Source organism: Phreatobacter sp. GW821-FHT04C01, from assembly GCF_059420385.1.
On record NZ_JBWKTP010000001.1, the window covers coordinates 404186 to 428922 of the forward strand.

Here is a 24737-nt window from a genome sequence, read left to right on the forward strand (position 1 = left end):
TCGATTTGCTTGGGGCATTCGAGGCTGTGTCGCGTCGCGGATCGCGTTTCATACCCAAAGGGGCAGGGGACATGGAGCTTCACGCTTTTCCGGCAAGCCGGGCTTGCCCAAGCGTTTCCTTGCGCGCGCAATTCCTTTCGCAAGCCAGCCGGTCTGCGCTGAATTTCGCCTTTGGCGTGGCAGCCTATGCAGGCTCGGCCGTTCTCTTCTCCGCGGAAGCGCGGGCGGCCTGCACGGTGGTCGGCGCCATCATACAGTGCGGCGCCACCGTGACGACCGATACGAGCTATGCGGCGTCCGCGCCCAACGATCGGAGCTATCAATTTCTTTCGGGGCCGACGGTTCAGTTGACGACCAATCTCGGGGCGACGGTCAGCGGATTTGGGCTGGCGATCGGCAATATCGGCACCGGTGGCGTCTCGGTGATTAATAACGGCACGATCAGCCTCGATGCCGGCAACACGCCAACAGCCGGCGCCAGTACCGCGGCATTGCGTGTCTCGTCCTACGGTCCGATAACCTACACAGGTGGCGGCGCCATTATCAACAACAGCGGGGGCGATGCCTTTTCCGTGGATCACAGTGGTCCGGGCACGGTCGACATCACCGCCATGGGCAATATCACCTCGACCATGAATTCGGGCGTCGTGGTCCGCGACACGGCGGCCGGCGGTAACATCAAGGTCACCACGGAGACGGTGACTGCGCTCTTCTTGCCCGGGAACGGTATCGACATCGAGTCGGTGTCGGCGACGGGCAATGTGACGGTCGTGGCGAATGGCGCCATCGGCGCGGGCAATGTCGGCATCTATGGCTCGATCGCCTCATTTAGCGCGGGCGGCAACGTCGATATTACGGCATACGGCGCAATCGATGCGCGTTACGGCATTTCCGCGTCGAATTTCGGCCACGGCGATACGACCGTGCAGGCGTACGGGCCGATCACCGCCCGCAGTGTTGGTGTCTACGGCTACAGCCTGAACGGCCATGTCGAGTTGACGACGGCCGCGGTGACCTCGACGGGCGGCACGGCGATCGTTGCGGTCGGAGAAGCGGGCTTCGTCCGTGTCACCGCCAACGGCAATGTGTCGGGCACGACGGGCATCGATGCGTCCAACAACTTCGGCTCTGTCACCGTGATCGCCAAAGGCACGGTGACCGGCACGGCGGCACAAGGCATTCTCGCCCACGGTCCCCGCTCGGTGACCGTGCAGACGGCCCAGACGGTGACGGGCGCGACACTCGGCCTGTCGCTCAGCGCTGGCGGGCCGTTGGGGGGCGACATCTCGGTGACGGGCGTCGGCGGCTTCGTCGGTGCCGGCGGCTTCGTCGGCGGCAGCGGTGATGCGGTGAACATCCTCAACCGCGGCACGGGCACGACCACGGTCAATATATCAGGCGCAAGCAGTTCGACGGGTGGCCACGGCATCTTCGTGCGTGACACGGACGACGGGAGCGACATCAGCGTCACCACCGGGGCCGTGACCGCGCTCGCCGCGAACAAGAATGGCATCGACATCGGAGCGTTGACGAAGACGGGTGATCTGACGGTCGTGGCGAATGGCGACATCCGCGCGGGCTTTGTCGGTATCTCAGGCGGGATCGCGGCCGGTGGCGTCGGCAATGTCGATTTCACGGCGAATGGCGCGATCGATGCGCATGGGGGCATCCACGCGGGGAACGGCGGCACCGGCGATGTAACCGTGACGGCGGTCGGCCCGATCACCGCGACGACGGATTTTGGTATCCTCGCGCAGAGCCAGGGCGGCAAAATCTCGGTGACGGCGGGCGCGGTGACCGCGACGAGCAGCGCGGCGATTACTGCGACTCAGGAGAAGGCGGCCGCCAGCGGCGCGGTCATCGTGACGGCCAATGGCACCGTGATGGGTACCAGCGGCATCAACGCGTATAATTTCGGCACGGGCGCAATCAACGTGACCGCCTTGGGCGCGGTGACCGGCACGGCTGGCGCAGGCATCAGCGCGACAGGCCGCTCCGCGGTGACCGTGCAGGCCGCCGGCACGGTGACAGGTACGACCCACGGTCTGTTGCTGGTCGGCGGCGGGCCGGTGGGAAGCAACATCTCGGTGACGGGCGTCGGCGGCCTCGTCGGCGCCGGCGGCTTCGTCGGCGGCAGCAACGATGCGGCGAACATCACCAACAACGGCCGGGGCACGGTCACGGTTAATATCTCCGGCGCCAGCAGCTCGACCGGTGGCAACGGCATCGTCGTGCGCGACACGGCGACGGGCGGCAATATCGGGGTCACCACTGGGGCGGTGACGGCGCTCGCGGCGAACAAGAACGGTATCGACGTGCGGTCGGTGTCGACGGCGGCCGATGTGACGATCCTGGCCAACGGCCTCATCCGCGCCGGCGATACCGGCATCTATGGCCAAATCTCCGCCGCGGGGGCCGGCAACCTCTCCATCACGGCGTATGGCGCCATCGACGCGGGCACGGGCATCTCCGCGGCAAACTATGGCAGCGGCAAAACCACCGTGGAGGCGGCCGGCCCGATCATCGCGGCGACGAATTCCGGCATCCTCGCGCAGAGTTCGGGCGGCAATGTCTCGGTGACAGCCGGTGCGGTGGCCGCCACGGGCGCCGCGGCGATCGTTGCGCAGCAAACGGATGCGGGCGGTAGCGGCTCGATCATTGTGACGACCAATGGCACGGTGACGGGGAGCGTCGGCATCTTCGCCATCAACAGCGGCACGGGCCCGCTCCGCGTGACCGCCAATGGCGCGGTCATCGGCACATTGGGCGACGGCATCATCGCGTCGAGCCATGGCGCGACCTTTGTCCAGGTCGCCGGCACGGTGGCGGGCGCGACACATGGCCTGAGCGTGGCCGGCAATACCAACGTCGTCACCGTCACCGCGACCGGGGCGATCCGCAACCTCTCGGGACTGTCGACCGACGCGGCGATCGAGATCAGCAACGGGACCACCCTGCTGGGGAATGCCGGTTCGATCGTCGGCACGGTGCAGCTGACCGGCGGCTTCGTTCAGTTCAACAATAGCGGCAGCTGGAACAGCGCCGGCGGAACCAGCGATTTCGCCGGCGCCGGCGCGCTGACCAATAGCGGCACCGCCCGGGGCGGAAGTTCCGCCGGTCTTGCCGAGACGACGTCGTGGTCCAATCTGCTGCTGTTCACCAATCAAGGCCTGTTGACCCTGGTCGACGGCGGGGCCGGCGACACCGTCAGGCAGACCGGCGGCAATGCCGTTCTCGCGGCTGGCAGCACCTTGGCGATCGACGTCAATGCGGCCGGCCAGGCCGACAAGTTCAGCACGTCGGGCACTGCGAATATCACCGGCTCGATCCTGAATGTGAATGCCGCGGGCGGCTTCGGGCCGGCCGGCACGCGCTACACCGTCTTGACCGCCGATACCGGCTTGACCGGGCAGTTCGCCAGCCTGACCGGCACGGTCAGCACCGCCTTCCTGACGGTCGTCGACGCCTATGACGCCAACAACGCCTATCTCGACGTGCTGAGATACCGCAGCTTCGCCGCAGCAGGTTCGACCCCCAATCAGATCGCGACCGCCAATGGTCTGGAGAGCATGCCGGCATCGGGCGCTCTGTACAACGCCGTCCTCGGTCTCGCGACCGATGCGCAGGCGCGCCGTGCCTTCGATCAGCTGTCCGGCGAGGCGCATGCTTCGGCGAAGACGGCGCTGATCGAGGACAGCCGCTTCGTACGCGATGCCGCGGCGAGCCGCATCCGCTCGGCCTTCGGTGCCGTCGGCGCATCGCGCGCGCCGGTCATGGCCTTCGCCGACCCGGTTCAGGCGGGACCGGCCGCGGCCCATGCCGCCTTTGCCTCGCTCGATCTCGGCGCCGGCGCCAGCATGGCCGTGCCGGCGACCACCGATCGCTTCGCCCTGTGGGGCCAGGGCTTCGGTGGTTGGGGCCAGACCGGCAGCGACGGCAATGCCGCCCGCCTCACCCGCTCGACCGGCGGTTTCCTGATCGGCGGCGACGCAGCCGTCTTCGAGACCTGGCGGCTGGGCGCGATGGCCGGCTACAGCCGCACCAGTTTCAGCGTGCGCGATCGCAACTCGTCGGGAGGCAGCGACAATTACCATCTCGGCCTCTATGGCGGCACCAGCTGGCGTGTCGCGGGCGGCGAGCTCGGGTTTCGCACCGGCGCGGCCTATGCGTGGCACGCCCTCTCGACCAGCCGCAGCGTGGTATTCCCCGGCTTCGGCGACAGCCTGAAGGCCAATTACCGGGCCGGAACCGCGCAGGTCTTCGGCGAACTCGGCTACGGCTTCCGGACGGGAAGCTTCGGCTTCGAGCCCTTCGCCAACCTGGCCTATGTCAACCTCAGCACCAACGGTTTCACCGAGACCGGCGGCGCGGCAGCGCTGAGCAGCGCGGCCGGCACGACCGGCGTCACCTTCACCACGCTGGGTGTTCGCGCCTCGACCGACCTGGTCTTCGGCACCATGACGGCAACCGCCCGCGGCATGCTCGGCTGGCGCCACGCCTTCGGCGACACGACGCCGCTGTCGCGCTTCACGCTCGCCGGCAGCACGCCCTTCGGCATTGCCGGCGTACCGATCGCCAAGGACGCCGTGGTCGTCGATGCCGGGCTCGACGTCGCCATCACCCGCAACACCACGCTCGGCCTCTCCTATGGCGGCCAGTTCGGCGGCGGCGCCACCGACCAGAACGTCAAGGGCAATCTCGCGGTCAGGTTCTAGGCCAGAGGTCACATGCACGGGCCGCGGTGTGCTCGCCGGAGTGCCGCCTCGTCCAGGTGAGGCGGAATCCCGGGTGTCGCGGTCCATTCCCTGGCGGGCCATCCTGTCGATGGCTTCAGTGGAAATCGTGAGAGAGCGATGGCGAAAACGAATGGCCCCGATTCATCGCTCGGGACAGGCCACCTCAAACGGAGGGCGGGAAGGCCGATCGACGCCCGGTCTTTCTCGCCTTGCGCGCGAGCCGCGTGCGGCGGCTTGGTGTCGGTCGGCAATCACGCCCAGATTGCCCAGCGGCGCTACACCCACGCCAGGCAGTTCCGCCGCGCCAGCCGGGTGCTGAAGGCGGTCCGGCATCCATCGGCTGCCAGAGCGTGGGCCGGACGGCCCGCCGCCGATGTCGGGCAAGCTGCGAAGAAAAGCGCGGCTTGCCAATGCGTCACCCCCCAGGACGCGGAGCGTCGGCATGCACAAGCCTTGGCCAAGCCCGGGCAGGGCTGGGTGAAGCCGCCATCGCCGTACATTCAGACGGGTAGGGACGTTTGCGGACCACGGAGCGGGACATCAGGGCGGGCACGGCTCCTTCCGTCGTCGCTCATGACCAGGTTTTGAGGCGAAGAAATGCGCGTGAGCGGCGAGCTTATTGGGAATATCGCCGATTTCCAGAATGCAACTTCTTATATTAATTTGATATAAGTCGATGTATTCGCGTATATCTTTCAGACTGCAACGATAAAATGCAATTTGCGACGATTTACATCAGATTGTTTCGTAACATAATGTTGCTCTCTATTTGTTGACTGAAGCGCCTTGCTATTTAAGTTGAGGCGATTGGGAGTCGTTCGGCTGCCGAACAATGGAGAGCGCGATGTCGATGTCTGCAAGACCTCTAGTGCTCGCGGTAAGCGCAGCGGTTCCGGCATTGGCGCCGCAAGGAGCCTCGGCCCAGGCGGCGAACGACGCCGTGCAGTCCTGCCCGGCCGGCGAGCACGTCCTTCCTGATTCGTTCATCGGCCGGACCGGCATGCGGTCAAGGACGGTCCCGCGAGCCGTCACGCTTGGAGTCCCGCTGACCGACAATTCGTGCTTCCGGGTCATTGACGGACATTCGCGACTTTGCGGCCGTCGTTACGGGCACGTGAACAACAGCCATCTGATCGTGGAGGGTCGCAACGAGACTGTTGCGGCCCACCGCCACCTCTGAGCAGTCGATTCCCGTCGGCGCGGAGGCCGACGCCGGCCGCTGCGATGCGGAAGTGCCGTTGGGTCGGGTGGAACGGATGCGAGAGCGTCCGGTGAACGGTCGGCCGTTTCGAGTGGCCACGCCAAGGGCGGACCGACGTGTTTGGCAAGTGATGCTGGAGGCCACTCCATTCCCAATACGAGCGTGAAATTCAATGGCCGAGCCGCATATTCTCTTGGTCGACGACGATGCTGAGATCCGCCGGCTCGTGGCGAAGTTTCTTCGAGAATCGGGGTTTGAAGTGACCCCGGTCTGTGATGGGCACGAAATGCGCGAGACGTTGAAGGCGACAGCGGTGGACCTGATCGTTCTCGACGTCATGTTGCCCGGCCCCAATGGATTGCAGCTGTGTCGAGAGCTGCGCGAGCAGTCCGCCGTCCCCATCGTGATGCTGACTGCGCGCGGCGACGACACGGATCGAGTCCTTGGGTTGGAATTCGGCGCCGACGACTATGTGTCCAAGCCCTTCAATATTCGCGAGTTGACCGCCCGCATCCGTGCGGTCCTGCGCCGGTCCGTTGTTCGCGCCGAAGGTGCGCCGGCCGCGCCATGGCGTTTTGTCTTCGACGGCTGGACCCTCGACACACGCCGTCGCCTCCTGACCAGCGGGGAAGGTGTGGTCGTCGACCTGTCGACGACCGAGTACGATCTCCTGCTGGCTTTCGTCGAGGCACCTCAACGCGTGCTCTCGCGGGACTATCTGCTCGACGTCGCGCAAAAGCGGATGTCGATGTCCGTCGATCGCTCGATCGACGTGCAGGTCAGCCGCTTGAGGCGCAAGCTTGAAGCGGAGGATCAGGTGCAGGGAATGATCAAGACGGTGCGGGGACAGGGATATCTGTTCACACCCGAGGTCGCTCACCTGTGAGTTGACGGTTCGAGACACTTGCCGCCCGCACCGATCCCATCCCGTCGTGGTGCATCGTCACCGCCCAAGACGCGGGCCTCGGGTGCCATGAAGGCGCGCCCGGCAGTGAAGCCGCCCTTGCCAACGCTCGACCAATCACCGGCGGGCCGATCATGAGCGACCGGACCGCCGCTCGTGCCGCTCCGTCCGAGCAAGAGACCGTCCTGCGTGCGTTGGCCGGTGGGTCCTCGAGCTTCGCCGGGGCTGCCAACGACGCGCCGTGACCGATCCGCGCGTTCGGATCAACTCGACCAGGCTTCCGGGAGGCCCCGTTGCCTTCGCCCGGCGACGGGCGGCTTACGGCTATCGCCATGTGCCGTCCGGACCATTGGTGGCTCGACATCGAGCTTTCGGCATCAACTGCACGTCCGACCCGATCCGGCAAATTGGGCCTCCAGGCGATCCTTCCGACAGTCGCCGTCGTTCCGGTCATACCCATGGTGACCAGGGGCCCGCCCGGACCCCTGGGCTCCTTGACGATGCCGCCTTTGTGTTGCCTTGGCGCCACAGGGCCCCATGGGCGTCCGCCGGCCTCCGCGGCACTCGCCGACCGGGGCGGCGCCAAATCGGGCAAGGCGCCGACCGTGACGGCGGCCCGGCGGAAAATGTCTGATTCTCCAACACTAAGGACGGTGGGATGCGCGATTTCCGCACCGCGTTCGAGAGGCGCCTCGACAAGTAATGTTGCGGACTATTGCAATACAAGAATGTCTCCGTCGTCGCGCAGCAAATAGTTTAATTGAGCGTCAGAATATTACGAGCCAAAGGTAATTGACTGAAAGCGTCTTCCGTCTATACGGTCGATTCGTCGAATAGATCGAACTGGCGGAGGTTGTATCGAATTAGAAATCACTATCGTGCAAGTATGTACAGGCACGGAAAGTGCCAAGAATGGCGCCACGGCCGCCAGAGTTGGGGGCGTGTCTGTGCGTTGCTGGTCGATCGATTCGATCAAAGCATGCCGTAAAGATCGCTAATCTCACCCGCCGCGGTCGCGACGGCGGCCACCTTCGGCCGCGACCGACAGGGTGAAATCGAAGTTCCCAAACTGAAAAAAGCATCGTTTCGGTGAACGACTACGCTTGCCGTCTGCATGCGCGGGATTTTGCCGTGACAAATCACAATGTCGGATCGATTTCGTCGAAAATCCGACAGTCTTAAGGAACAACTGGAGGTTCAGATCATGAAAATCAAACAAAGTCTACTTGTCGGCTTTGCGAGCTTCGTCGCAGTCGCCGGCGCACAGGCCGCGGACCTGCCAGGCAAGGCAGCCCCGGCTGAATATGTGCGCATCTGCGATACCTACGGTGCGGGCTTCTTCTTCATTCCCGGCACCGACACCTGCCTCCGGATCGGCGGCTTCGTGCGTGTCGACTATACGGTGAACTCGTCGGCCGGCTCCCGGACCAATCCGGTAACCGGGCTGACCTATCTCGGCACGACCTATTACGACCAGCTCTACGGGACTTCGGCGCGCGTAACCCTCAATCTCGATGCCCGTTCGAACACCGAATATGGCCTGCTGCGCGCGTTCGGCCAGTTCAGCGTCTATAAAGGCAACCACAGCGGCTCCTTTAGTTCGGCGGGGCTGATCAACTCGGGCGTCGGCCAGTCGCCAAGGTCGTCGCAGGTCAATCTCGAACGGGCGTTCATCCAGTTCGCCGGCTTCACAGCGGGCTTCTCGGCCTCGTTCTTCAATTTCTATCAGGGCGACCTGCAATATAGCGGCAACGCTGCCGCGACCGCGCGATCGACCACGGTGCTCGCCTACACCGCCTCGTTCGGGCAGGGCTTCTCGGCAACGGTCTCCATCGAAGATTCGATGTATCGGCGCTACGGCACCGGCGATGTCTGGCTCGATGGCGCAGCCGGCGCAAACCAGGTTCCGCTGACGCGACCGCTTTCCGGGACCTATGGCTTGACCTACGGCCCGCAAAAGCTGCCCGATATCGTTGCAAATCTCCGCGTCGATCAGGCCTGGGGCTCGGCCCAGGTAATGGGTGCATTGCACCAGCTGACCGATTACGGCTGGAGCGCCGCTCCCGCCAGCGCCATTGCCGCCGGCGGAATGAACTTCGGCAGCCCGGTGGCTGCCGCGCGCGACAAGCTCGGCTGGGCAGCTGGCGCCGGCGTTCGCATCAACCTGGACATGTTGGCGCGCGGCGACGTGCTTTGGCTGCAGGCCGTCTATGCCGACGGTGCCCTCGATTATGCCTTCAGCCTCGGCAACCAGGGTGGCGACCGCCAGGGCATCTTCGGCGCGGGCAATCTGGTTCTGACGAACGGGCTCAATACCCAGTTGCGCGACGGCATCGTCAATACCGCCATGGCGACCCCGACAATCCAGACGACCAAGGCATGGTCGGTTGCCGCAGGCTTCCGCCACTTCTGGACGCCGGCGGTTCGCTCTTCGATCTTTGGTTCCTACACCAATATCGACCAGCCCGCGGCGTCGACGCTGTGGGATGTCAAATACGCCTCGGTCGGCGTGAACACCATCTGGTCGCCGGTGCGCAATCTCGATCTGGGCCTGGAGGTTGTCTATCACAACATTCAATCCCGCACCCAGGCCGGTGGAACGCCGATCGTCGCGCCGAGCGGCATGCCGCTCGGTTCGCAAGGGGCCTGGGTGGCGACCGCCCGGGTGCAGCGCAATTTCTGATCCGAGTCCTCCAATCTGATCAGAAGCCCGGCGCCCATGCACCGCCGGGAATGCCGAGCACGGCGACCGCACGAGGTGTGCCCGCCTTGGTCGACGTGCTCCCTTTGAGCCGGCCGATGTTCGCGCCTCCTGAAGCGGATATCGGCCGGCCAACTGGTTTTGCCGGCGATGGTCTCGACGTTTGCGACAGGCGACGCAATTGTCGTGGGAGAGATCGTCCCGCCGGATCGCGCGGGCCAGGATAGGCGCGGCCGCGACTGCCGGGCCCGCGCTCTCCAGTTCCGGGTGTCATGGCGACATGCCGCAAAGGCGATCGTGGCGCGGTTCGTACCATGCGTGCCGGATCACCGGCGCCGCTCGCGTCAAATGCGCCTGTCGCCTAGAATGCCCGACATCGGCGGCACGCCGGCGGGAGATCACCGGTTGGCCCTGAATATCGAACCCATCGTCCTGCGGTTTCGGCCGGTTCTGGCGGCCAGCGAGCGCGCCACCGCGACCGATCGGGCTGCCGTACAGCGGCAGTTGCTACAGCGGTTGCTCGCCCATGCCCGCGCCACCGTGCCGTTCTACCGCGAGCATCTGGCCGGGTTGGACCTGGCGGCCATTGAGCCGGGAACCGAAGCCTGGTCGGTGCTGCCGCTGCTGACGCGGCAGGCGTTGCAGGCACGGCGCGCGGACCTCGCGTCACAGGCGGTGCCGACCGAGGTTGGCGCCGTCTCGTCGGGGGCGACCTCGGGCTCGACCGGCCGTCCCGTGCATTACCTCGAGAACGAATTGAGTGGCGCGGCTTCGCAGGCGCAGACCGACCGGCTGATGCGCTGGTGGACCATCGACGGCGCGAAGACGCTTTGCCTGTTCCTGGCCACTCACCAGGCCGCAGGCGGCCGGGAGGGCGACAGCTCGACCGGCTGGCGGCCGGGTTTCCCGACCGGCTGGTCGCATGAATTCGACCTGCTCGCCGATTTCGACCGCCAGCTCGACTGGCTGGAACGGCGCAGGCCGGCTTATGTGCTGACCCGCGGCTCGGCCGCCGGCGCGCTCGCGGCCCGCGCGCTCAAGACCGGCCGGCGCCTGTCGTTCGAGCGGATCATGACCGTCTCGACGCCGGTGACGCCGGATATCCGTGAGACCTGCCGTGCGGCCTTCGCCTGCGACATCGCCGATGCCTATGGCGCCAAGGAAACCGGCCTGCTGGCGCTCGCCTGCCCGGATTGCGGCCATTATCACCAGTGCGACGAGACCAATCTCGTCGAGGTGCTGCGCGCCGACGGCAGTCCCTGCGCCGAGGGCGAGACCGGCCGCGTGGTGATCACCACGCTCTACAACTACGCCATGCCGCTGATCCGCTACGAGATCGGCGACTATGCGACCGTCGGGCCGCGGGAAGCGTCGTGCGGCCGAACTTTGCCGACCCTGGCCCGCATTGTCGGCCGTTATCGCAACGTCTTCACCCTGAAGGACGGCCGCCAGATCTATCCCTATGTCTCGCCGGCCAAATACCAGCCCTTCCTGAGCTTTCTGCAAATCCAGCTGGTGCAGACCGCAGCCGATCATATCGAGATCCGCTACGTGCCCGACGATCGCAGCGCCAAGGCCGATCAGCCGGCGATCGAGGCTCTGGTCCGGCGCTATTTCGACCCCGGTTTTTCAGTGTCGCTGAAGGCGGTCGAGGCTTTCCCGGCGGGTCCGGCGGCCAAATTCGAGGAGAGCATCTCGCTGGTCGGAGCCGGAGGGAGGCCGTAAAAAGGCCGCGCGCGGCGACCTTTTCCGATGGTCGCGGCCGGGCTCGCTCAGTACCGCGCGACGACGGCGTCGCCGGTCGCGAAGCGGTAGCTGATGCCGACGCGGAACGTATGGGTCTCGGTCTTCAGGCCGAAATCGCCGCCGGCCAGGAACGGCGAATGGTGCGCCCCGAAATTCGCATAGAGATATTCGGCGCGCACCCGCCAGGCCGGATCGATGGCATATTCGACACCGGCGCCGACGGTCCAGCCGACACGCAGCTTGGAAAAGCGCAGGCCGTCCATGTCGGAATAGCGCTGGTCCTGGAGCGCCAGGCCGGCGGCGGCAAAAACCAGCCACTGGCCGCTGACGAAGCCGGCGCGCGCGCGGAATTGGGCGTCCCAGCCCCCCCGAACCGTCGCATAGCCGCCTTGTGGGGTCGATGCGGAACCGCCGCCGATCGAACCGGCGGCCTCGATGCCGAGCAGGAGGTTCGGCGTGACAAGCCCATTATAGCCGGCGTGAACGCCGCCCACGACGCTGCTCGGGTGGATCGCCTCCGTCAGGTAGCTGAAGCGCGTGTTCTCATAACGGTAGCCGAGATGGCCACCGAGATAGAAGCCGGTCCAGAGATCGGCGGGCACGGCGATCATCGCGGCGATCGGCTCGCGCCGCGAACCGAGATCCGCGGCCTCGGCGGCGGCGGCGTCGAACAAGGTCAAGGCGGCGGTCGCCGCGATTGCGGCCGATTTCAAAGGAGGCATGATGAACCCTGTGCTTGACCTGTCCGGGCTTCGCGACGGCGAGAGCCCGCGATGGGGTGGAAATCGACCGAAAACCCGTGGGCGCTAGCGGCCATAGACCGATCCGCCCGTCGCGAAGCGGTAGCTGACGCCGAAGCGAACGGTGTGGGTATCGGTCTTGAGGCTGAACGGGCTGTTGTAATTGTCGAGCGCGGTGCTCGTGCCGAAGTTCGAATAGAGATATTCGGCGCGCACCCGCCAGGCCGTATCAATGGCATATTCGACGCCCGCGCCGACCGTCCAGCCGAGCCGGGTCTTGCTCAGGCGAAAGCCGTCAATGTCCTGATAGCGCTGATCCTGCAGCGCCAGGCCGGCCGCGGCGAAGGCCAGCCACTGGCCGTGGACGACACCGGCGCGCACCCTGAACTGGGCGTCCCAGCCGCTTCTGATCGTCGCATAGCCGCCCGGTGTCGTCGTCGAACCGCCGCCGATCGAACCCGCCGCCTCCAGGCCGAGCAGGAGATTGGGTGAGACCAGCAGGTTGTAGCCGGCATGCAGGCCGCCGACCACGCCGCTCGGATGTTCGGTCCGGTAGAAGAAATCCTCGAAATAGATCGACGTCGCCTCGGAGCGATAGCCGAGATGGCCGCCGAGATAGAAGCCGGTCCAGAGATCGGCCGGCGCTGCGATCATGGTGCCGGCCAGCGCCTGACGCGAACCGAGATCGGCGGCTTCGACGGCGGCGACGTCGAACAGGGTCAAGGCTGCGGTCGCGGCGATGGCGGCGGATTTCAGTGAGGTCATGACGCATCCCGTGATTGCATTCTCAAGCCTGCGTTAGGGCTTGGAGCGGCGCGGGGCAATCGCTCCGGCTCGCCGGCGCGACGATATTATCATGAATGTTTTCAATGTGTTGTGTGAGGGATACAGGCCTTGCCGTGGGTGACAATTCGAGTGCTGTCCAGTCCAAGGCGAGGGGTGGCCAGGTTGCAGGACGCAAATCCGACACCGCGACGATGACGGGCAATTCCGCCTGGGGCATCAGGGCGCGGCGGCGCGCTACGACCGTTTGATCATCGCGGTTCGGCGGCCGCGTCCGCGGCGGGGCATCGCCCCTGTCGGGCATCCGTCAGGCGTCGCGGTGCAGCATGGTGGCGGCGATGTCCTTGACCCGATCCAGCGTGATTCCCTGGTGCTGCTCGACCGCGAGCGGATAGTCGGTCGGTTCGAGCTGGATCAGCGGCCGCAGAGCGCCGGAGCGCAGAACCACATGGCACCTGATCTCATGGGGTTCCGGGCAACCCTTGATCCAGGTCGTGAGCCAGCCGAACCGTGGCGGCTCGTCTTCGGCGATTTCGGCCGTCCACCGGTCGAGCATATGGATGAGGCTGTCGCGGGACACCGAGACCCAGACGCCCCATTCGAAATGCTGCGTGCTGCCGGTCACCGGAATTTCCAGGCACCCGCGGATATAATATTCGGCATCGTAGATCACGCAGACATCGTCGGTGAGGAAGCTCAGCAGGTCCCGCTCGGCTTCGGGGATCGCGAACCAGTTGTCCGGCGGGTGGGGCCCGTAAGCCATTGGCAAAGTGTCATGGCTCCGGCCGCAACAGGCACATATCCAGGTGTGGTCCATGACGCCGTCGTCGCCATTGGCTCAGTCGATTGTCGATCGAGGCTAGCATAACCTGTGATTGTGTCGATAGGAATAAATACACAGGCGGAACTTTCCTTCGCCGTGGCGATGACGGCAAGCCTTGCGTTCGAACGATCCCGTCACCGCCTGGCGGCGGCCGGCTCGTCGCGCAGCGCATCAACCAGAAAATCGAGGAAGGCGCGCAGCTTCGCGTCGATGAAGCGGCGCGACGGATAAACCGCATAGACCGAGGTTTCGACCGGCGACCAGTCATCGAGCACGGTCCGCAGGCGGCCCTGTTCGAGATCCTCCCCGACATAGAGCCGCGGGATCAGGCTCAGTCCGATGCCGGCGCGCAAGGCGTCGCGCACGGCAAGGCTGGAGGAGACCCGGTAGCGCCCCGTCACCGGCACGCGCACCACGCGGTCGCCCATGCGGAATTCCCAGTCGTCGACATGGCCGGAGAGCGTGAACTTGATGCAGTTGTGGCGCTGCAGGTCGTCGGGCTCCCGGGGCACGCCGAAACGCTCGAAATAACCGGGTGACGCGCAAACGACATGGTGCAGCGTCATCAGCTTGCGGGCGATCAGGCTGGAATCCTCGAGCCGGTCGCTGCCGCGGATCGCCAGGTCGTAGCCTTCCTTGACGATATCGATGCGCCGGTCCTCCATGTTGAGGTCGAGCGACAGCCCGGGATGCCGGTCGAGGAAGCCGGGAATCGCGGCGGACAGGCCCATCAATGTCAGGGTCACCGGGGCGCTGACGCGCAAGGTGCCGCTCGGCATGTCCTGCAACGGTCCGAGGGAGCGGTCCGCCTCGGCGAGATCGTCCAGGATGCGCGCGACCTGGGCATAATAAAGCGACCCGGCCTCGGTCAGGCTCATGCGGCGGGTGGTGCGATTGAGCAGGCGTGCCGCCAGGTGGGTTTCCAATTCGCCGATATTCTTGCTGATCGCCGCGGGCGAAAGCCCGAGGCGGCGCGATGCCTCGGCGAAACTGCCGAGCTCGACCGCCTGGCGGAACACCTTTAATGCGGTCAGATGATCCATGGCTTGTTCACTGCCGGTGACGAGTGTGTGGACCCGATCGCATATAAACAATGTGCGAGCCAGCCATTAGCTCTGTTCCCGGCGGAAGCGCGGCTGTTTCAAACAGTCGCCTCTCCGCCGCTTCATCGGATGCCGACGCATTGGTCATGGGATCGGGGACGATCGGGCCGGCGTCGACCTGACCCTGGATCCAGCATCATGACACGCCGCGCCGACCTCCTTCTGACCGCCATCGCGCCGGCGATCTGGGGCAGCACCTATTTCGTCACCACCGAATTCCTGCCCCAGGGCTATCCGATGACGATCGCCATGCTCCGGGCGCTGCCGGCCGGCCTCATCCTGCTGCTGCTGGTGCGTGAGCTGCCCAAGGGCATCTGGTGGCCGCGCGCCTTCCTGCTCGGCGCGCTGAATTTCTCGTTCTTCTGGGCCATGCTGTTCGTCGCGGCCTATCGGCTGCCGGGCGGTGTCGCCGCCACCGTCGGCGCGATCCAGCCGCTGATCGTCATCTTCCTGGCGCGCGGGCTGCTCGGCGCGCCGGTCAAGGCCTTGTCGATCGTCGCCGCGCTTGCCGGCATGGCCGGCGTCGCGCTGCTCCTTTTGACGCCGCGCGCGGCGCTCGATCCCATCGGCATCGCCGCCGGCCTTGCCGGCGCCGTCTCGATGGCCTTCGGCACGGTGCTCAGCCGGCTCTGGCAGCCGCCGGTCTCGCCCTTGACGTTTACCGCCTGGCAGCTCACCGCCGGCGGCATCCTGCTGGTGCCGGTCGCCTTGCTGCTGGAGCCGCCTCTGCCGGCGCTGACGCAAGCCAATCTCGCCGGGCTCGCCTATCTCGGCCTGATCGGGGCGGCGCTCACCTATATCCTGTGGTTTCGCGGCGTGGCGCGGCTCGAGCCGTCGGTGGTCGCCTCGCTCGGCTTCCTCAGCCCGGTGACCGCCGTCATCCTCGGCTGGTGGGCGCTCGGCCAGGCGCTGACGCCGATGCAGATCGTCGGCATGGCGGTGGTGGTGGGCAGTGTCTGGCTGAGCCAGCGGATTCAGGGTGGGGCGCGGAAGGTGGTGGCGGAACGGGTGGAGACCTGAGGGTCTGGCAAGACAATTCCATCGTGCAGCTTGCCGCCGCACGTCATCGCTGGGACCGCAGCCTCGGGGCTGATGCATTCAAAACGGAACAAGTCGTGGATGGCCGGGACAAGCCCGGCCAAGACGAGAATTATTCTTGGAGCGACGAACGCTGGGTAGATCGGGTGCTGGATCCTCGCCCGATGCCCAGCCGACAGTGAGGCCCGCACATCGTCTTGCCCGGCCTTGGGCCGGGCATCCACGACTTGAACCGGCGACACTGGGTGGATGGTCGGGACAAGCTCGACCGAGACCATGTGAGGCCTTGTGAGCCCCTCGCTCGCGTGCATCAAAAAGGCCGGCCATCGAAGATACATTTCAGGCGCCAGCCAGCGGGCTCGAGACTCATGGTGGGCTCGGTCGGTGCCATCTCAAGTAACCGCCTTGCCTGTAGCTGCAGGTCGCGCAATGCGGATACAGGAATTGAATTTCGCCAGGACGTCGCCATGAATTGGCCGGCTGGTGATCGAAGAAGAAGTTTCGCCGCCCGGGGCCGGGATTGCGCGCGCCGCAGGTATGGCAACCCGTTTCCGATCCAATGCGATTGAGCTCGAGACGTTCTGCTGCCGTGAAATTGTTGCCTTCGCGTGCGCGAATCGAGCCGCTGGCATAGGGACCGGGACCTACGCCAAAGTTCAGATGCTCCATGTGTCGCGCATCGGCCTCCGCTCTCTCTGCGCGACGCGCACTAATTTCCCCCTGGATTGTCGGGGGATAGACGCTCTGTCTTGGTGCCCAGTTGCGGTCGTTTTGCCGCACACGAGCGATGGCAGTTGCGGCGCCGATCCGCGCGGCCAGAAGCTCCGCCTGTTGCTGGAGTGTCGCGTTCGGCCATAACGCGAGCCCCGGCCTTCGCGGCACGTTCTGCGCGAGGTGGATGACGCTTCCGCCGCGATCGGTCCATTGCCCTCCATCCGGATGTCCCGCGGGAACGCGCGGCTGGTTCGGGTCGAAGCCGGACTTGGCGGCCCATTGCGACCGCAGCAGCTTGATATTGGCGCCGAGGCCGGCAAGGTCGCGGCGCCTCTGGCGAAGCGAGGTAAGATCTGCGGATGTGAACAACGAAGAACCCCTGCCATGGGTTGTGGTCGTTGTTCAGGTTGCGGGAATAAATTCCTATTCCCAATCATGGCGGTGTTTTCGATGGGGGTGATGTCGGTGTCGCCCTCGACCGACAGTCGCGAAAGGAGAAGCTGACGCATGCCGCGGCGCTTGCGCCCCGGTCGACGCCGACCTTGCCTAAGCTGCTGATTTTATGGGCGTTGTTGCCGGCCATCGCCGCCGAGAAGGCGGCCAGAAAAAACGGTTTCCCTGGAGCGTCGCGGTTTGCGTCCGGAGGCGTCTTTATGCACTTGATGGCGAGCCTTGGGTCACCTGCGACGAAGAAAGAACCGTGCAGGCAATTGGCGACCTATGGCCGCGAGGCAGGCGTTGTCGCTTTGACGCCAGAACCACAAGGGCGCGCGGGAGAACCGGTCGCTTTCCAAGCCCCTGCGGGCTTCTTGCGCAATGGACAGAAGCATGGCGAGCCGTCGGACGCAGCCGGGGCATGGGCGCAACGCGGCGTGCCATGGAAAGGCCGAGGGCGGCCGGATTGGAGGGCGGGATAGGGGCAATCAGGCCTGGGAATGGACATCGTCTCGACCATGGAGACAAGACGTGGGAGACGAGACTTGCCGATCGCTGATCGCCCGGGCAAGACGACGTGATGCGGGCATGAGGACGTGCGGCCAAGCCGCCATTGCTCCACTGTCTCCATCAGGGCTGCGCCCATCCGGCCAAGGAGTCGCAACCACTGTGCAGCGGTACGAGAGCAAACGCAGCCGTTCACGAGGGGCCGGTATTGGACTGTTCTCGGGCGGCGGCGGCAGCCCCCTCTATCCAAGGCCGATGACGACCTTATCGGCCCATTTCCGGTCATTGACCCAGATCCGCGCGCGCGTATGTCCGCTTGGCACCGGCTGAACAAGAAGGGTTCGGCGATCGGAGGTGAAGACCCGGACGATGTGGGTCGGCGTATCCAATACGCGATCGCAAGCCAACTCGGTCTCCGGCTCGATCTCGTCAGCCGTACCGATGCTGACAGTGGTCGGGCCGTCGCAGTCGGGAAGCACGCCGACAATAGAGCATCCGCTCGCGGCGTTGACCTGCCGATCCGGCGAGAATTCGCGCGGCAAGTCGCGGCCTGTTGAGGAGCGATCGGCTATGTAGAGCTGTGAGTTCGGCGGGGCGGCCGGCGTGATTTAATGGCCATGGATGATTGCTCCTTCCTGTCGCGCTTCTGCTGAAGGCTCTTCGCAACACGTGATCGACTGACTTCAGCCGGGTCTTTCCATCTGTTCGTCCTCGATTGGGTGCTGCCCTGCGCCGGCACGACGCGCAGGCTTGCGAGGGCAACTAGCCCAAACCGATGATGACCTCATCCGGCGCTTCCGGGCGATTGCCCCAGATCCGGATCCTGGTGTGCTGTTCCGGAACGGACTGAACCAGCAGCGCCTGGTCGTCGGAGGTCGCGACGCGCACGACGCGGGTCGGTGTGTCCAGGACACGGTCGAAGACGGGCGGCGTCGCCGGGCCGGCTTCGTCGGCCGGACCCAGCGTGACCTTCGACTTGAAATCCTCGGCGGTATCCATGAGCACGACAATGAAGACGTTCGACGCGTGGATCTGCTTGTCGCCCGGAAATTCCGAAGGGTGGGTCGGGAACGCGTCGACCTTGGTGGGGTCGCAGATGCAGATGAAGGGATGACGTGGGAAAAACCTGCGGGATCTGACGGCCATGACGAAATACCTCCCGCCTTCTTCGATATAGGAATTAAGTCACGCAATCAAGGGTGGTGCTCTTTCCCGAAGGCCCCGCGACGCCTCGGGATCATGTTACGGCTTTCTTCGATCGTGGTGCGGAATATATCGAAATATTACGCAATATATTATTTCAATATATCGATTGAACGACATGTGTCTCTCCATAATCCTGAAGAACACGGCCCTTCCATCGAAGCCGTAACATGGAGATCGCAATGTCGATATTAGCAAGACTGCTCGCCTTGACGCTGGTTGCCGCTATTCCCGCCGTCGCGGCGCAGCCGGTTCTCGCCCAAGGCGCCAGCGACGCCGCGCAGTCCTATTCGGCGGATGAACGCGCCTTCCTCGATTCCTATATCAACCGGACCGCCATGCCCTCTGCCGCGGTCGCCGGCGAGGTCGCGGTCGGCACGCAGCTCTCCGGCAATCTCAGCTATCACGCGATCGAGGGCCATCCGCGGTTTCGCGGCCATCGCTATACCCACGTCAACAACAACCACGTGATCGTCGACGGCAATAACCGGGTGATCGCGATCCACCGCCATCACTGAGAAGCCAGTGCCACGGCCGGACCGCCGCCCTTCGGGGTGACGGTCCGCAGCCGGCTTTCGCTCCGTACAATCCGTAACAGAACCGAAACATGGCGGTACATTGAGCGCTGTAAGGTCGCATGGTTCCGGGCGCCAGAAGCGCCAATTCACCGGGCCGATGCGAGACACCATGAGCGATCCGCATATCCTGCTGGTCGACGACGACGGCGAGATCCGCCGCCTCGTCGCGAAATTCCTGCGTGAATCCGGCTTCCGCGTCACCCCGGTGCGCGACGGTCGCGAAATGCGCGAGACGCTGAAGGCGACCGCCGTCGACCTGATCATTCTCGACCTGATGCTGCCGGGCATCAGCGGGCTCGAGCTCTGCCGCGAACTGCGCGCGGAATCGGCCGTGCCGATCGTCATGCTGACCGCGCGCGGCGACGACATGGACCGGGTGCTGGGCCTGGAATTCGGCGCCGACGACTATATTTCCAAGCCGTTCAACACCCGCGAGCTGGCGGCCCGGATCCGCGCGGTACTGCGCCGGACCTCGTCGCAGGCCGAGGTCAGGCCCGACCAGTCCTGGCGTTTCGCCTTCGAGGGCTGGACGCTCGATACCCGCAGGCGCGAACTCACCGACAGCCGCGGCGTGGTGGTCGACCTGTCCACCGGCGAATATGACCTGCTCCTGTCCTTCGTCGAGGCGCCGCAACGCGTGCTGTCGCGCGACCACCTCCTGGATGCCGCGCGCAACCGCGTCTCGGCCGCCTTCGACCGGTCGATCGATGTCCAGGTCAGCCGGCTCAGGCGCAAGCTCGGCGGCGGCGACCAGGCCCAGGACATGATCAAGACGGTGCGGGGCCTGGGTTATCTGTTCATACCCGAGGTCGCCAGGGCGTGAGATGGCTGTTCGAGACGCTGGTCGGACGCACCGTCATCGTCCTGCTGCTGGGGATCGCGACCGTCCAGGGCACCAGCCTCTGGTTCTACGAAGCGACGCTCAACAGCGAAGCGGTGCTGGCCAACGAGAAGCAGCTGGCCGAGCGGCTCGCCGGGATCTACCGCGCCGTCCTGCGCATCCCGCCGCGTGACCGGGACGCGGCGACCCATGATCTCGCCGGCGGCGTCATCGAGGCGCATTGGGGCCTGCGGCAGCGCGCCGTCGCCGACCCGCAGGCCTCGGAGACATGGGCCGGCCTGCGCGAGCGCCTGGTCGGGCTGGTGCCGGCCTGGGCCGAGGGCGGCCTCGTCATCGGCATAGAACAGGCCAATGCCGGCAGCCACCTGGCCGCCATTTCAATGCAATTGCCCGATGGTTCCTGGCTCAATATCGACCTGCTCGCGAACCATATCCACCATGCGCGCTCGGATGGCGCGATCCTGTCGACGACGCTGATGGCGCTCGGCGTGGTCTTCGTCGCGGTCTTGATGATCCGCTGGCTGACCCGGCCGCTGGAGCTGTTCGCCGAGGCGGCGCGCAATCTCTACGCCTCGGCCGACCGGGTGCCGGTGCCGGAAACCGGACCGCGGGAGATCAGGACGCTGGCCCGGGCCTTCAACGAGATGCAGGGCCGGATCAGCCGCCTGGTGACCGCGCGGACCCAGGCGCTGGCGGCGGTTTCCCATGACCTGAAGACGCCGCTGACGCGCCTGCGCATGCGCATCGAGGAGATCGGCAACAAGCGGACGCGCGCGTCGATCGCCGCCGACCTCAGCGAGATGGAGCGGATGATCGACGCGACCCTGAGCTACCTCCGGGGCGACCGGTCGGACGAGGAGATGCGGCCGGTCGACCTGGTCGCGATCATCGAGACCATAACCGACGATGTCAGCGACGCCGGCGGCCAGGTCAGTCTCGATGCGCCCCGGTCGATCGTGGTGTTCGGCCGGCATCTGGCGCTGAAGCGGGCGCTGACCAACATCGTCCAGAACGCCATCAAATATGGCGATGCCGCAGCCATCAGGGTGCGGGCCGAGACCGGTCTCGTCCGGGTCAGCGTGGCCGACGAGGGGCCGGGCATTCCCGAGGCTCATATGGATGCGATGTTCGAGCCCTTCGTTCGGCTCGATCAGTCACGCAATGGCGATTGCGGCGGATTTGGCCTCGGCCTGACCATCGCCAACGAGATTATCGGTGCCCATGGCGGCTCGATTAGCCTGGAGAACCGCCGGGCGGGCGGGCTTGAAGTAACAATATTACTTCAAATACTGCCATCCTGACCGGTCATATTTCGTTACAAAGCCGAAATACGCCGACGTGGAATTTCCGCTACATCGCCGGGGCAAGCCTTTGCTGCACTGCGATGTCCATTCCATGGAGGACGATCCGATGATGAAACATGTCCTGGTGGCGCTGATGGCCGTGAGCCTTTCCTCCGGCGCGATGGCCAGTGGCGCCGAGCGGGGGCCGAATGGCGGCTGGAAGGTCGATGCCGGCGCGCGGCACCATGTCGAAGTGGTCCTGAACGGCACGACCAGCGTCGTCGTCTATGTCAGCGACGAGCGCTCGCAACCGGTGCCGGCGGCCGGCTTCACGGCCAACGCCACCATTGTCGTGAACGGCACGACCCATCGCTTCCCGCTGACGCCGGCGGAAGGCGCGCGCATGACCGGCACGGCGCCGGCGGCGATCCCGGCCGGCAGCAAGGGCGCGATCCAGCTCGGCATTCCCGGCGGATCGACGGTTCGCGCCACGTTCTGATCGCCGCCCCGACCGTCCCAGGAGCCGCGCGCGCCCCGCGCCCGGCCAGCTCTTGCGCATAGGCGTTCCCGTGCCGAAAAAGACGACCTTGGTTCTGGCGCTCGGTATCGCCTGCGGCGTGTCCGGCTGCGTGACGCGCGCGCCGTCACCGGGCCTTGCCCTCGCCTTGCCGGGTCAATGGTCGAACGGTCCAACCGCCGCGCCGCGCCGGCCGGCGCCGGATCTCTCGGCCTGGTGGAAGGCATTTCGCGACCCGGCCATCGATCGCCTGGTCACCGATGCCCTGGCTCGAAACCCTGGCGTCGACGAGGCGATCGAGCGGGTCAATGCCGCACGCGCGCTGGCCCGGGCCCAGGGCTCGCAGCGCTTCCCTGTTGTCGACGCCAGCGCGCAGGCGCGGGTGGAACACCGGCTCTCGGGACCTGCCGAGGGTCTCAATGCCGGCGGCGAAAGCCGCGGGCAGGGGCCCCTGCGGACGGTCGGGCTGTTCCAGTCGGGCTTCGACGCGCAATGGGAAATCGATCTGTTCGGCCGCGTCCGGAGCGGCATCGCCGGCGCCGAGCGGGCGGCCGAGGTCGCCCAGGAGGAACGCGACGATGTCAGGGTGACGCTGGTCGCCGAGATCGTCCGCACCTATCTCGAACTGCGCGCCGCCGAGCGCCGCCGGGCGGTGATCGCCACCGAGATCGCCGCCCGGCGAGGCCTGCTCGACCTGGTCCGCACCCAGCAGACCGCCGGCACCTCGGGTGATTTCGACGTGCAGCGGGCGCGTGCGACCTTCGAGGCGGCGCGCGCCCGCTTGCCCGCCGCCGAGCTTTCCGAACGGATCGCCATGCAACGCCTGGCGACCCTGTCGGGTTCGGCCAGGCCGGATACGCGGCTGCACCGGGCAAATCGCGGTGTGCCGATCATCGCCGCGCCGCGCGCGCCTGTTCCCGCCGATCTCCTGCGCTGGCGTCCGGACATCCGGCGTGCCGAGCGGCTGGTCGCCCAGCGTGGCTTGGAGGCCGACGTCGCCTATGCCGACCTGTTCCCGCGGCTGACCCTGATCGGCAGCCTGGACGTTCGCGGCAATCTGATCGGCCAGCCGGTCCTGGGCACGCCGGTGGCGATTTCGGGCGGACCGGGGGTGACCATTCCCCTGCTCGACTGGGGCTTGCGCCGTCAGGTGCTCAAGGCCCGGGAAGCCCAGTGGCGCGAGGCCATCGCCGCCTATCGCGGCGCTGTCCTGCGCGGCGTGGAAGATGTCGAGATCGCGCTGGCGACGATCAGGACGTCGGCCATGCGGCTGGAACGGCAGAGAACGGCGGTCGCCGCCGCCCAACGCGCTTCGACGACCGCCGATCGGCTCTATCGCGGCGGTTTGACGGGCCTGACCGAGCGCCTGCAGGCGGAGACCGATCTGCGCCAGGCCGAGCTCGACCTCGCCGACGCGACCGAGAGCGCCGCCATCGCGCCGGTCTCCCTGTTCAAGGCCATCGGCGCGCCGAACACCGCGCCGAGCCCGCCGGTCGATGTCATGAGCGCGCCGCCCGAGCCGACGTCCTGGGCGAGCGCGGCGGGCCTTTCCGTCGCCGGGCCGCAGCATTGACGTCTCCCAGGGCCTTGGCGGTCGACCGCCGCCCGCCGCAAGGAAGCAAGCCATGAAACCAGCGATCCTCGTGATCTGCGCCCTGATCGGGGGCGTGCTGTTGAGCGTCGCCGCGCCGCAGATTCCCCAATCCGCACGCGGGATGCTGGTCTCGGTCGGGCTCCTGCGGGCCGGCGACGCCGTGGCGCAGGCGACACCGCCGGCGGCCGAAGCGGGGCACGGCGGCGCGGCCGGCGGCGAAGCCGAAGGCGTGCTGCGGATGGATGCCGCGCGGATCGAGGCGGCCAGGATCAGCTTGGCGACCGTCGAGGCCGGCACGCTCAGCCGCCATCTCACGGTTCCCGGCGTCATCGTGCCCGACCGCAACAATATCTGGCGGATCGCCGCCAAGGTCGTCGGCACGGTCGCCGAATTGCGCAAGGGCCTCGGCGACGCGGTGAGCCCGGGCGAATTGCTGGCGATCCTGGACAGCCGCGAGGTGGCCGACGCCAAGAGCGAATATGTCGGGGCGCAGGTCAATTTCAGCCTGCAGAAGACGCTGTTCGAACGGGAGGAGACGCTGTGGCGCAGCCGTATCCAGGCCGAACAGCAATATCTGCGCGCCCGCAACGCCTTCACCGAAGCGCAGCTGCGGGTGCATCTGGCGCGCCAGAAATTGTCGGCGCTCGGGGTCGGCGAGCAGGAGGTCGCCGGCCTGTCGATGCAGACCGTCAACGGCCTGCAGCGTTACGAAATCCGCGCGCCGGGCGGCGGCCGGGTGGTCGAGCGGATCGTCGACCTCGGCGCCCCCGTCGGCGGCGAGGGCCAGGCAAAGGAACTCTTCGTCATCGCCGACCTGAGCTCGGTCTGGATCGAGCTGACCGTCTCGACCATGGATCTCGCCGAGATCAAGGAGGGCAACAGGGTGCGGATCGGGGCTGCCGGCACGGACCGGCGCTCCGAAGGCAAGGTGGTGTTCATCAGCCCCATGCTCAACCAGGACACCCGTTCGGCGCGGGTGATCGCCGTCATCGACAACCGGGATCTCGGCTGGCGTCCGGGCTCCTTCGTCAATGCCGAGGTCGCCGTGGAGGACGTCCAGGTCGACATCCGCGTGCCGCGCGCGGCGTTGCAGACCATGGAGGGTTCACCCGTGGTGTTCGTCCGGACCGAGACCGGCTTCGAGCGGCGCAAGGTGGTCATCGGCAAGGAAGACGGCGAATTCGTCGAAATCGCCTTTGGCGTCGATGCCGGCGAAGTCATCGCCGCCACCAACACTTTCCTGCTGAAAGCCGAGCTCGGGAAAGCCGAAGCCGAGCACTCGCACTGAGG

Annotated in this window: 18 protein-coding genes; 11 read left to right on the forward strand and 7 right to left on the reverse strand. The window is 66.0% G+C overall.

Going from position 1 to position 24737, the window contains the following annotated elements:
• The first annotated feature begins 176 nt into the window (after positions 1-176).
• The 4 genes from AC07WJ_RS01915 (at position 177) to AC07WJ_RS01930 (ending at position 11267) form a co-directional block, all read left to right on the forward strand.
• A complete protein-coding gene (locus tag AC07WJ_RS01915; protein WP_494932836.1) occupies positions 177-4715 on the forward strand; it encodes an autotransporter domain-containing protein in 4539 nt (1512 codons plus the stop codon).
• Positions 4716-6109: 1394 nt separating this feature from the next.
• A complete protein-coding gene (locus tag AC07WJ_RS01920) occupies positions 6110-6823 on the forward strand; it encodes a response regulator (RefSeq protein ID WP_494932837.1) in 714 nt (237 codons plus the stop codon).
• Positions 6824-8045: 1222 nt separating this feature from the next.
• On the forward strand, positions 8046-9524 hold the full coding sequence (locus AC07WJ_RS01925) for a porin (RefSeq protein WP_494932838.1): 1479 nt from the start codon (positions 8046-8048) through the stop codon (positions 9522-9524).
• Positions 9525-9947: 423 nt separating this feature from the next.
• Complete coding sequence (locus AC07WJ_RS01930; RefSeq protein WP_494932839.1) at positions 9948-11267, forward strand: phenylacetate--CoA ligase family protein; 1320 nt, start codon at positions 9948-9950, stop codon at positions 11265-11267.
• Positions 11268-11314: 47 nt separating this feature from the next.
• Here the strand turns inward: AC07WJ_RS01930 and AC07WJ_RS01935 are convergent, their stop codons facing one another.
• From AC07WJ_RS01935 to AC07WJ_RS01950, 4 genes are all read right to left on the reverse strand, one after another.
• Positions 11315-12010 carry an outer membrane protein gene (locus AC07WJ_RS01935; protein WP_494932840.1) on the reverse strand — a complete coding sequence of 232 codons (696 nt, stop codon included), beginning with the start codon at positions 12008-12010 and terminating at the stop codon, positions 11315-11317.
• Between the two features lie 84 nt (positions 12011-12094).
• On the reverse strand, positions 12095-12793 hold the full coding sequence (locus tag AC07WJ_RS01940) for an outer membrane protein (RefSeq protein ID WP_494932841.1): 699 nt from the start codon (positions 12791-12793) through the stop codon (positions 12095-12097).
• Between the two features lie 325 nt (positions 12794-13118).
• Entirely contained in the window at positions 13119-13628 is a 510-nt protein-coding gene (locus tag AC07WJ_RS01945) for a DUF2199 domain-containing protein (RefSeq protein ID WP_494932842.1), read from the reverse strand.
• Between the two features lie 140 nt (positions 13629-13768).
• Positions 13769-14677: a LysR family transcriptional regulator gene (locus AC07WJ_RS01950; RefSeq protein ID WP_494932843.1), complete on the reverse strand. Its 909-nt coding sequence runs from the start codon at positions 14675-14677 to the stop codon at positions 13769-13771.
• Positions 14678-14875: 198 nt separating this feature from the next.
• On the opposite strand from AC07WJ_RS01950, the gene AC07WJ_RS01955 reads away from it, so the two are divergent.
• On the forward strand, positions 14876-15757 hold the full coding sequence (locus tag AC07WJ_RS01955; protein WP_494932844.1) for an EamA family transporter: 882 nt from the start codon (positions 14876-14878) through the stop codon (positions 15755-15757).
• 384 nt (positions 15758-16141) lie between these two features.
• Here the strand turns inward: AC07WJ_RS01955 and AC07WJ_RS01960 are convergent, their stop codons facing one another.
• From AC07WJ_RS01960 to AC07WJ_RS01970, 3 genes are all read right to left on the reverse strand, one after another.
• Positions 16142-16858 carry a hypothetical protein gene (locus AC07WJ_RS01960; RefSeq protein ID WP_494932845.1) on the reverse strand — a complete coding sequence of 239 codons (717 nt, stop codon included), beginning with the start codon at positions 16856-16858 and terminating at the stop codon, positions 16142-16144.
• An 815-nt stretch (positions 16859-17673) separates the two neighbouring features.
• Positions 17674-17973 carry a hypothetical protein gene (locus AC07WJ_RS01965; RefSeq protein ID WP_494932846.1) on the reverse strand — a complete coding sequence of 100 codons (300 nt, stop codon included), beginning with the start codon at positions 17971-17973 and terminating at the stop codon, positions 17674-17676.
• 220 nt (positions 17974-18193) lie between these two features.
• Positions 18194-18577 carry a hypothetical protein gene (locus AC07WJ_RS01970; protein WP_494932847.1) on the reverse strand — a complete coding sequence of 128 codons (384 nt, stop codon included), beginning with the start codon at positions 18575-18577 and terminating at the stop codon, positions 18194-18196.
• A 239-nt stretch (positions 18578-18816) separates the two neighbouring features.
• On the opposite strand from AC07WJ_RS01970, the gene AC07WJ_RS01975 reads away from it, so the two are divergent.
• The 6 genes from AC07WJ_RS01975 (at position 18817) to AC07WJ_RS02000 (ending at position 24735) form a co-directional block, all read left to right on the forward strand.
• Entirely contained in the window at positions 18817-19152 is a 336-nt protein-coding gene (locus AC07WJ_RS01975; RefSeq protein WP_494932848.1) for a hypothetical protein, read from the forward strand.
• Between the two features lie 169 nt (positions 19153-19321).
• The gene (locus AC07WJ_RS01980) at positions 19322-20035 is read left to right on the forward strand and encodes a response regulator (RefSeq protein ID WP_494932849.1); all 714 of its coding nucleotides are present in this window, start codon (positions 19322-19324) and stop codon (positions 20033-20035) included.
• Entirely contained in the window at positions 20032-21354 is a 1323-nt protein-coding gene (locus tag AC07WJ_RS01985) for an ATP-binding protein (RefSeq protein ID WP_494932850.1), read from the forward strand. The genes AC07WJ_RS01980 and AC07WJ_RS01985 overlap by 4 nt, the downstream gene beginning before the upstream one ends.
• Before the next feature lie 109 nt (positions 21355-21463).
• Positions 21464-21835, forward strand: coding sequence for a hypothetical protein (locus tag AC07WJ_RS01990; protein ID WP_494932851.1), 372 nt, complete (start codon positions 21464-21466; stop codon positions 21833-21835).
• Positions 21836-21905: 70 nt separating this feature from the next.
• Positions 21906-23426, forward strand: a complete 1521-nt coding sequence (locus AC07WJ_RS01995; protein ID WP_494932852.1) for an efflux transporter outer membrane subunit — start codon at positions 21906-21908, stop codon at positions 23424-23426.
• Between the two features lie 52 nt (positions 23427-23478).
• A complete protein-coding gene (locus AC07WJ_RS02000) occupies positions 23479-24735 on the forward strand; it encodes an efflux RND transporter periplasmic adaptor subunit (protein WP_494932853.1) in 1257 nt (418 codons plus the stop codon).
• Positions 24736-24737: the final 2 nt, after the last annotated feature.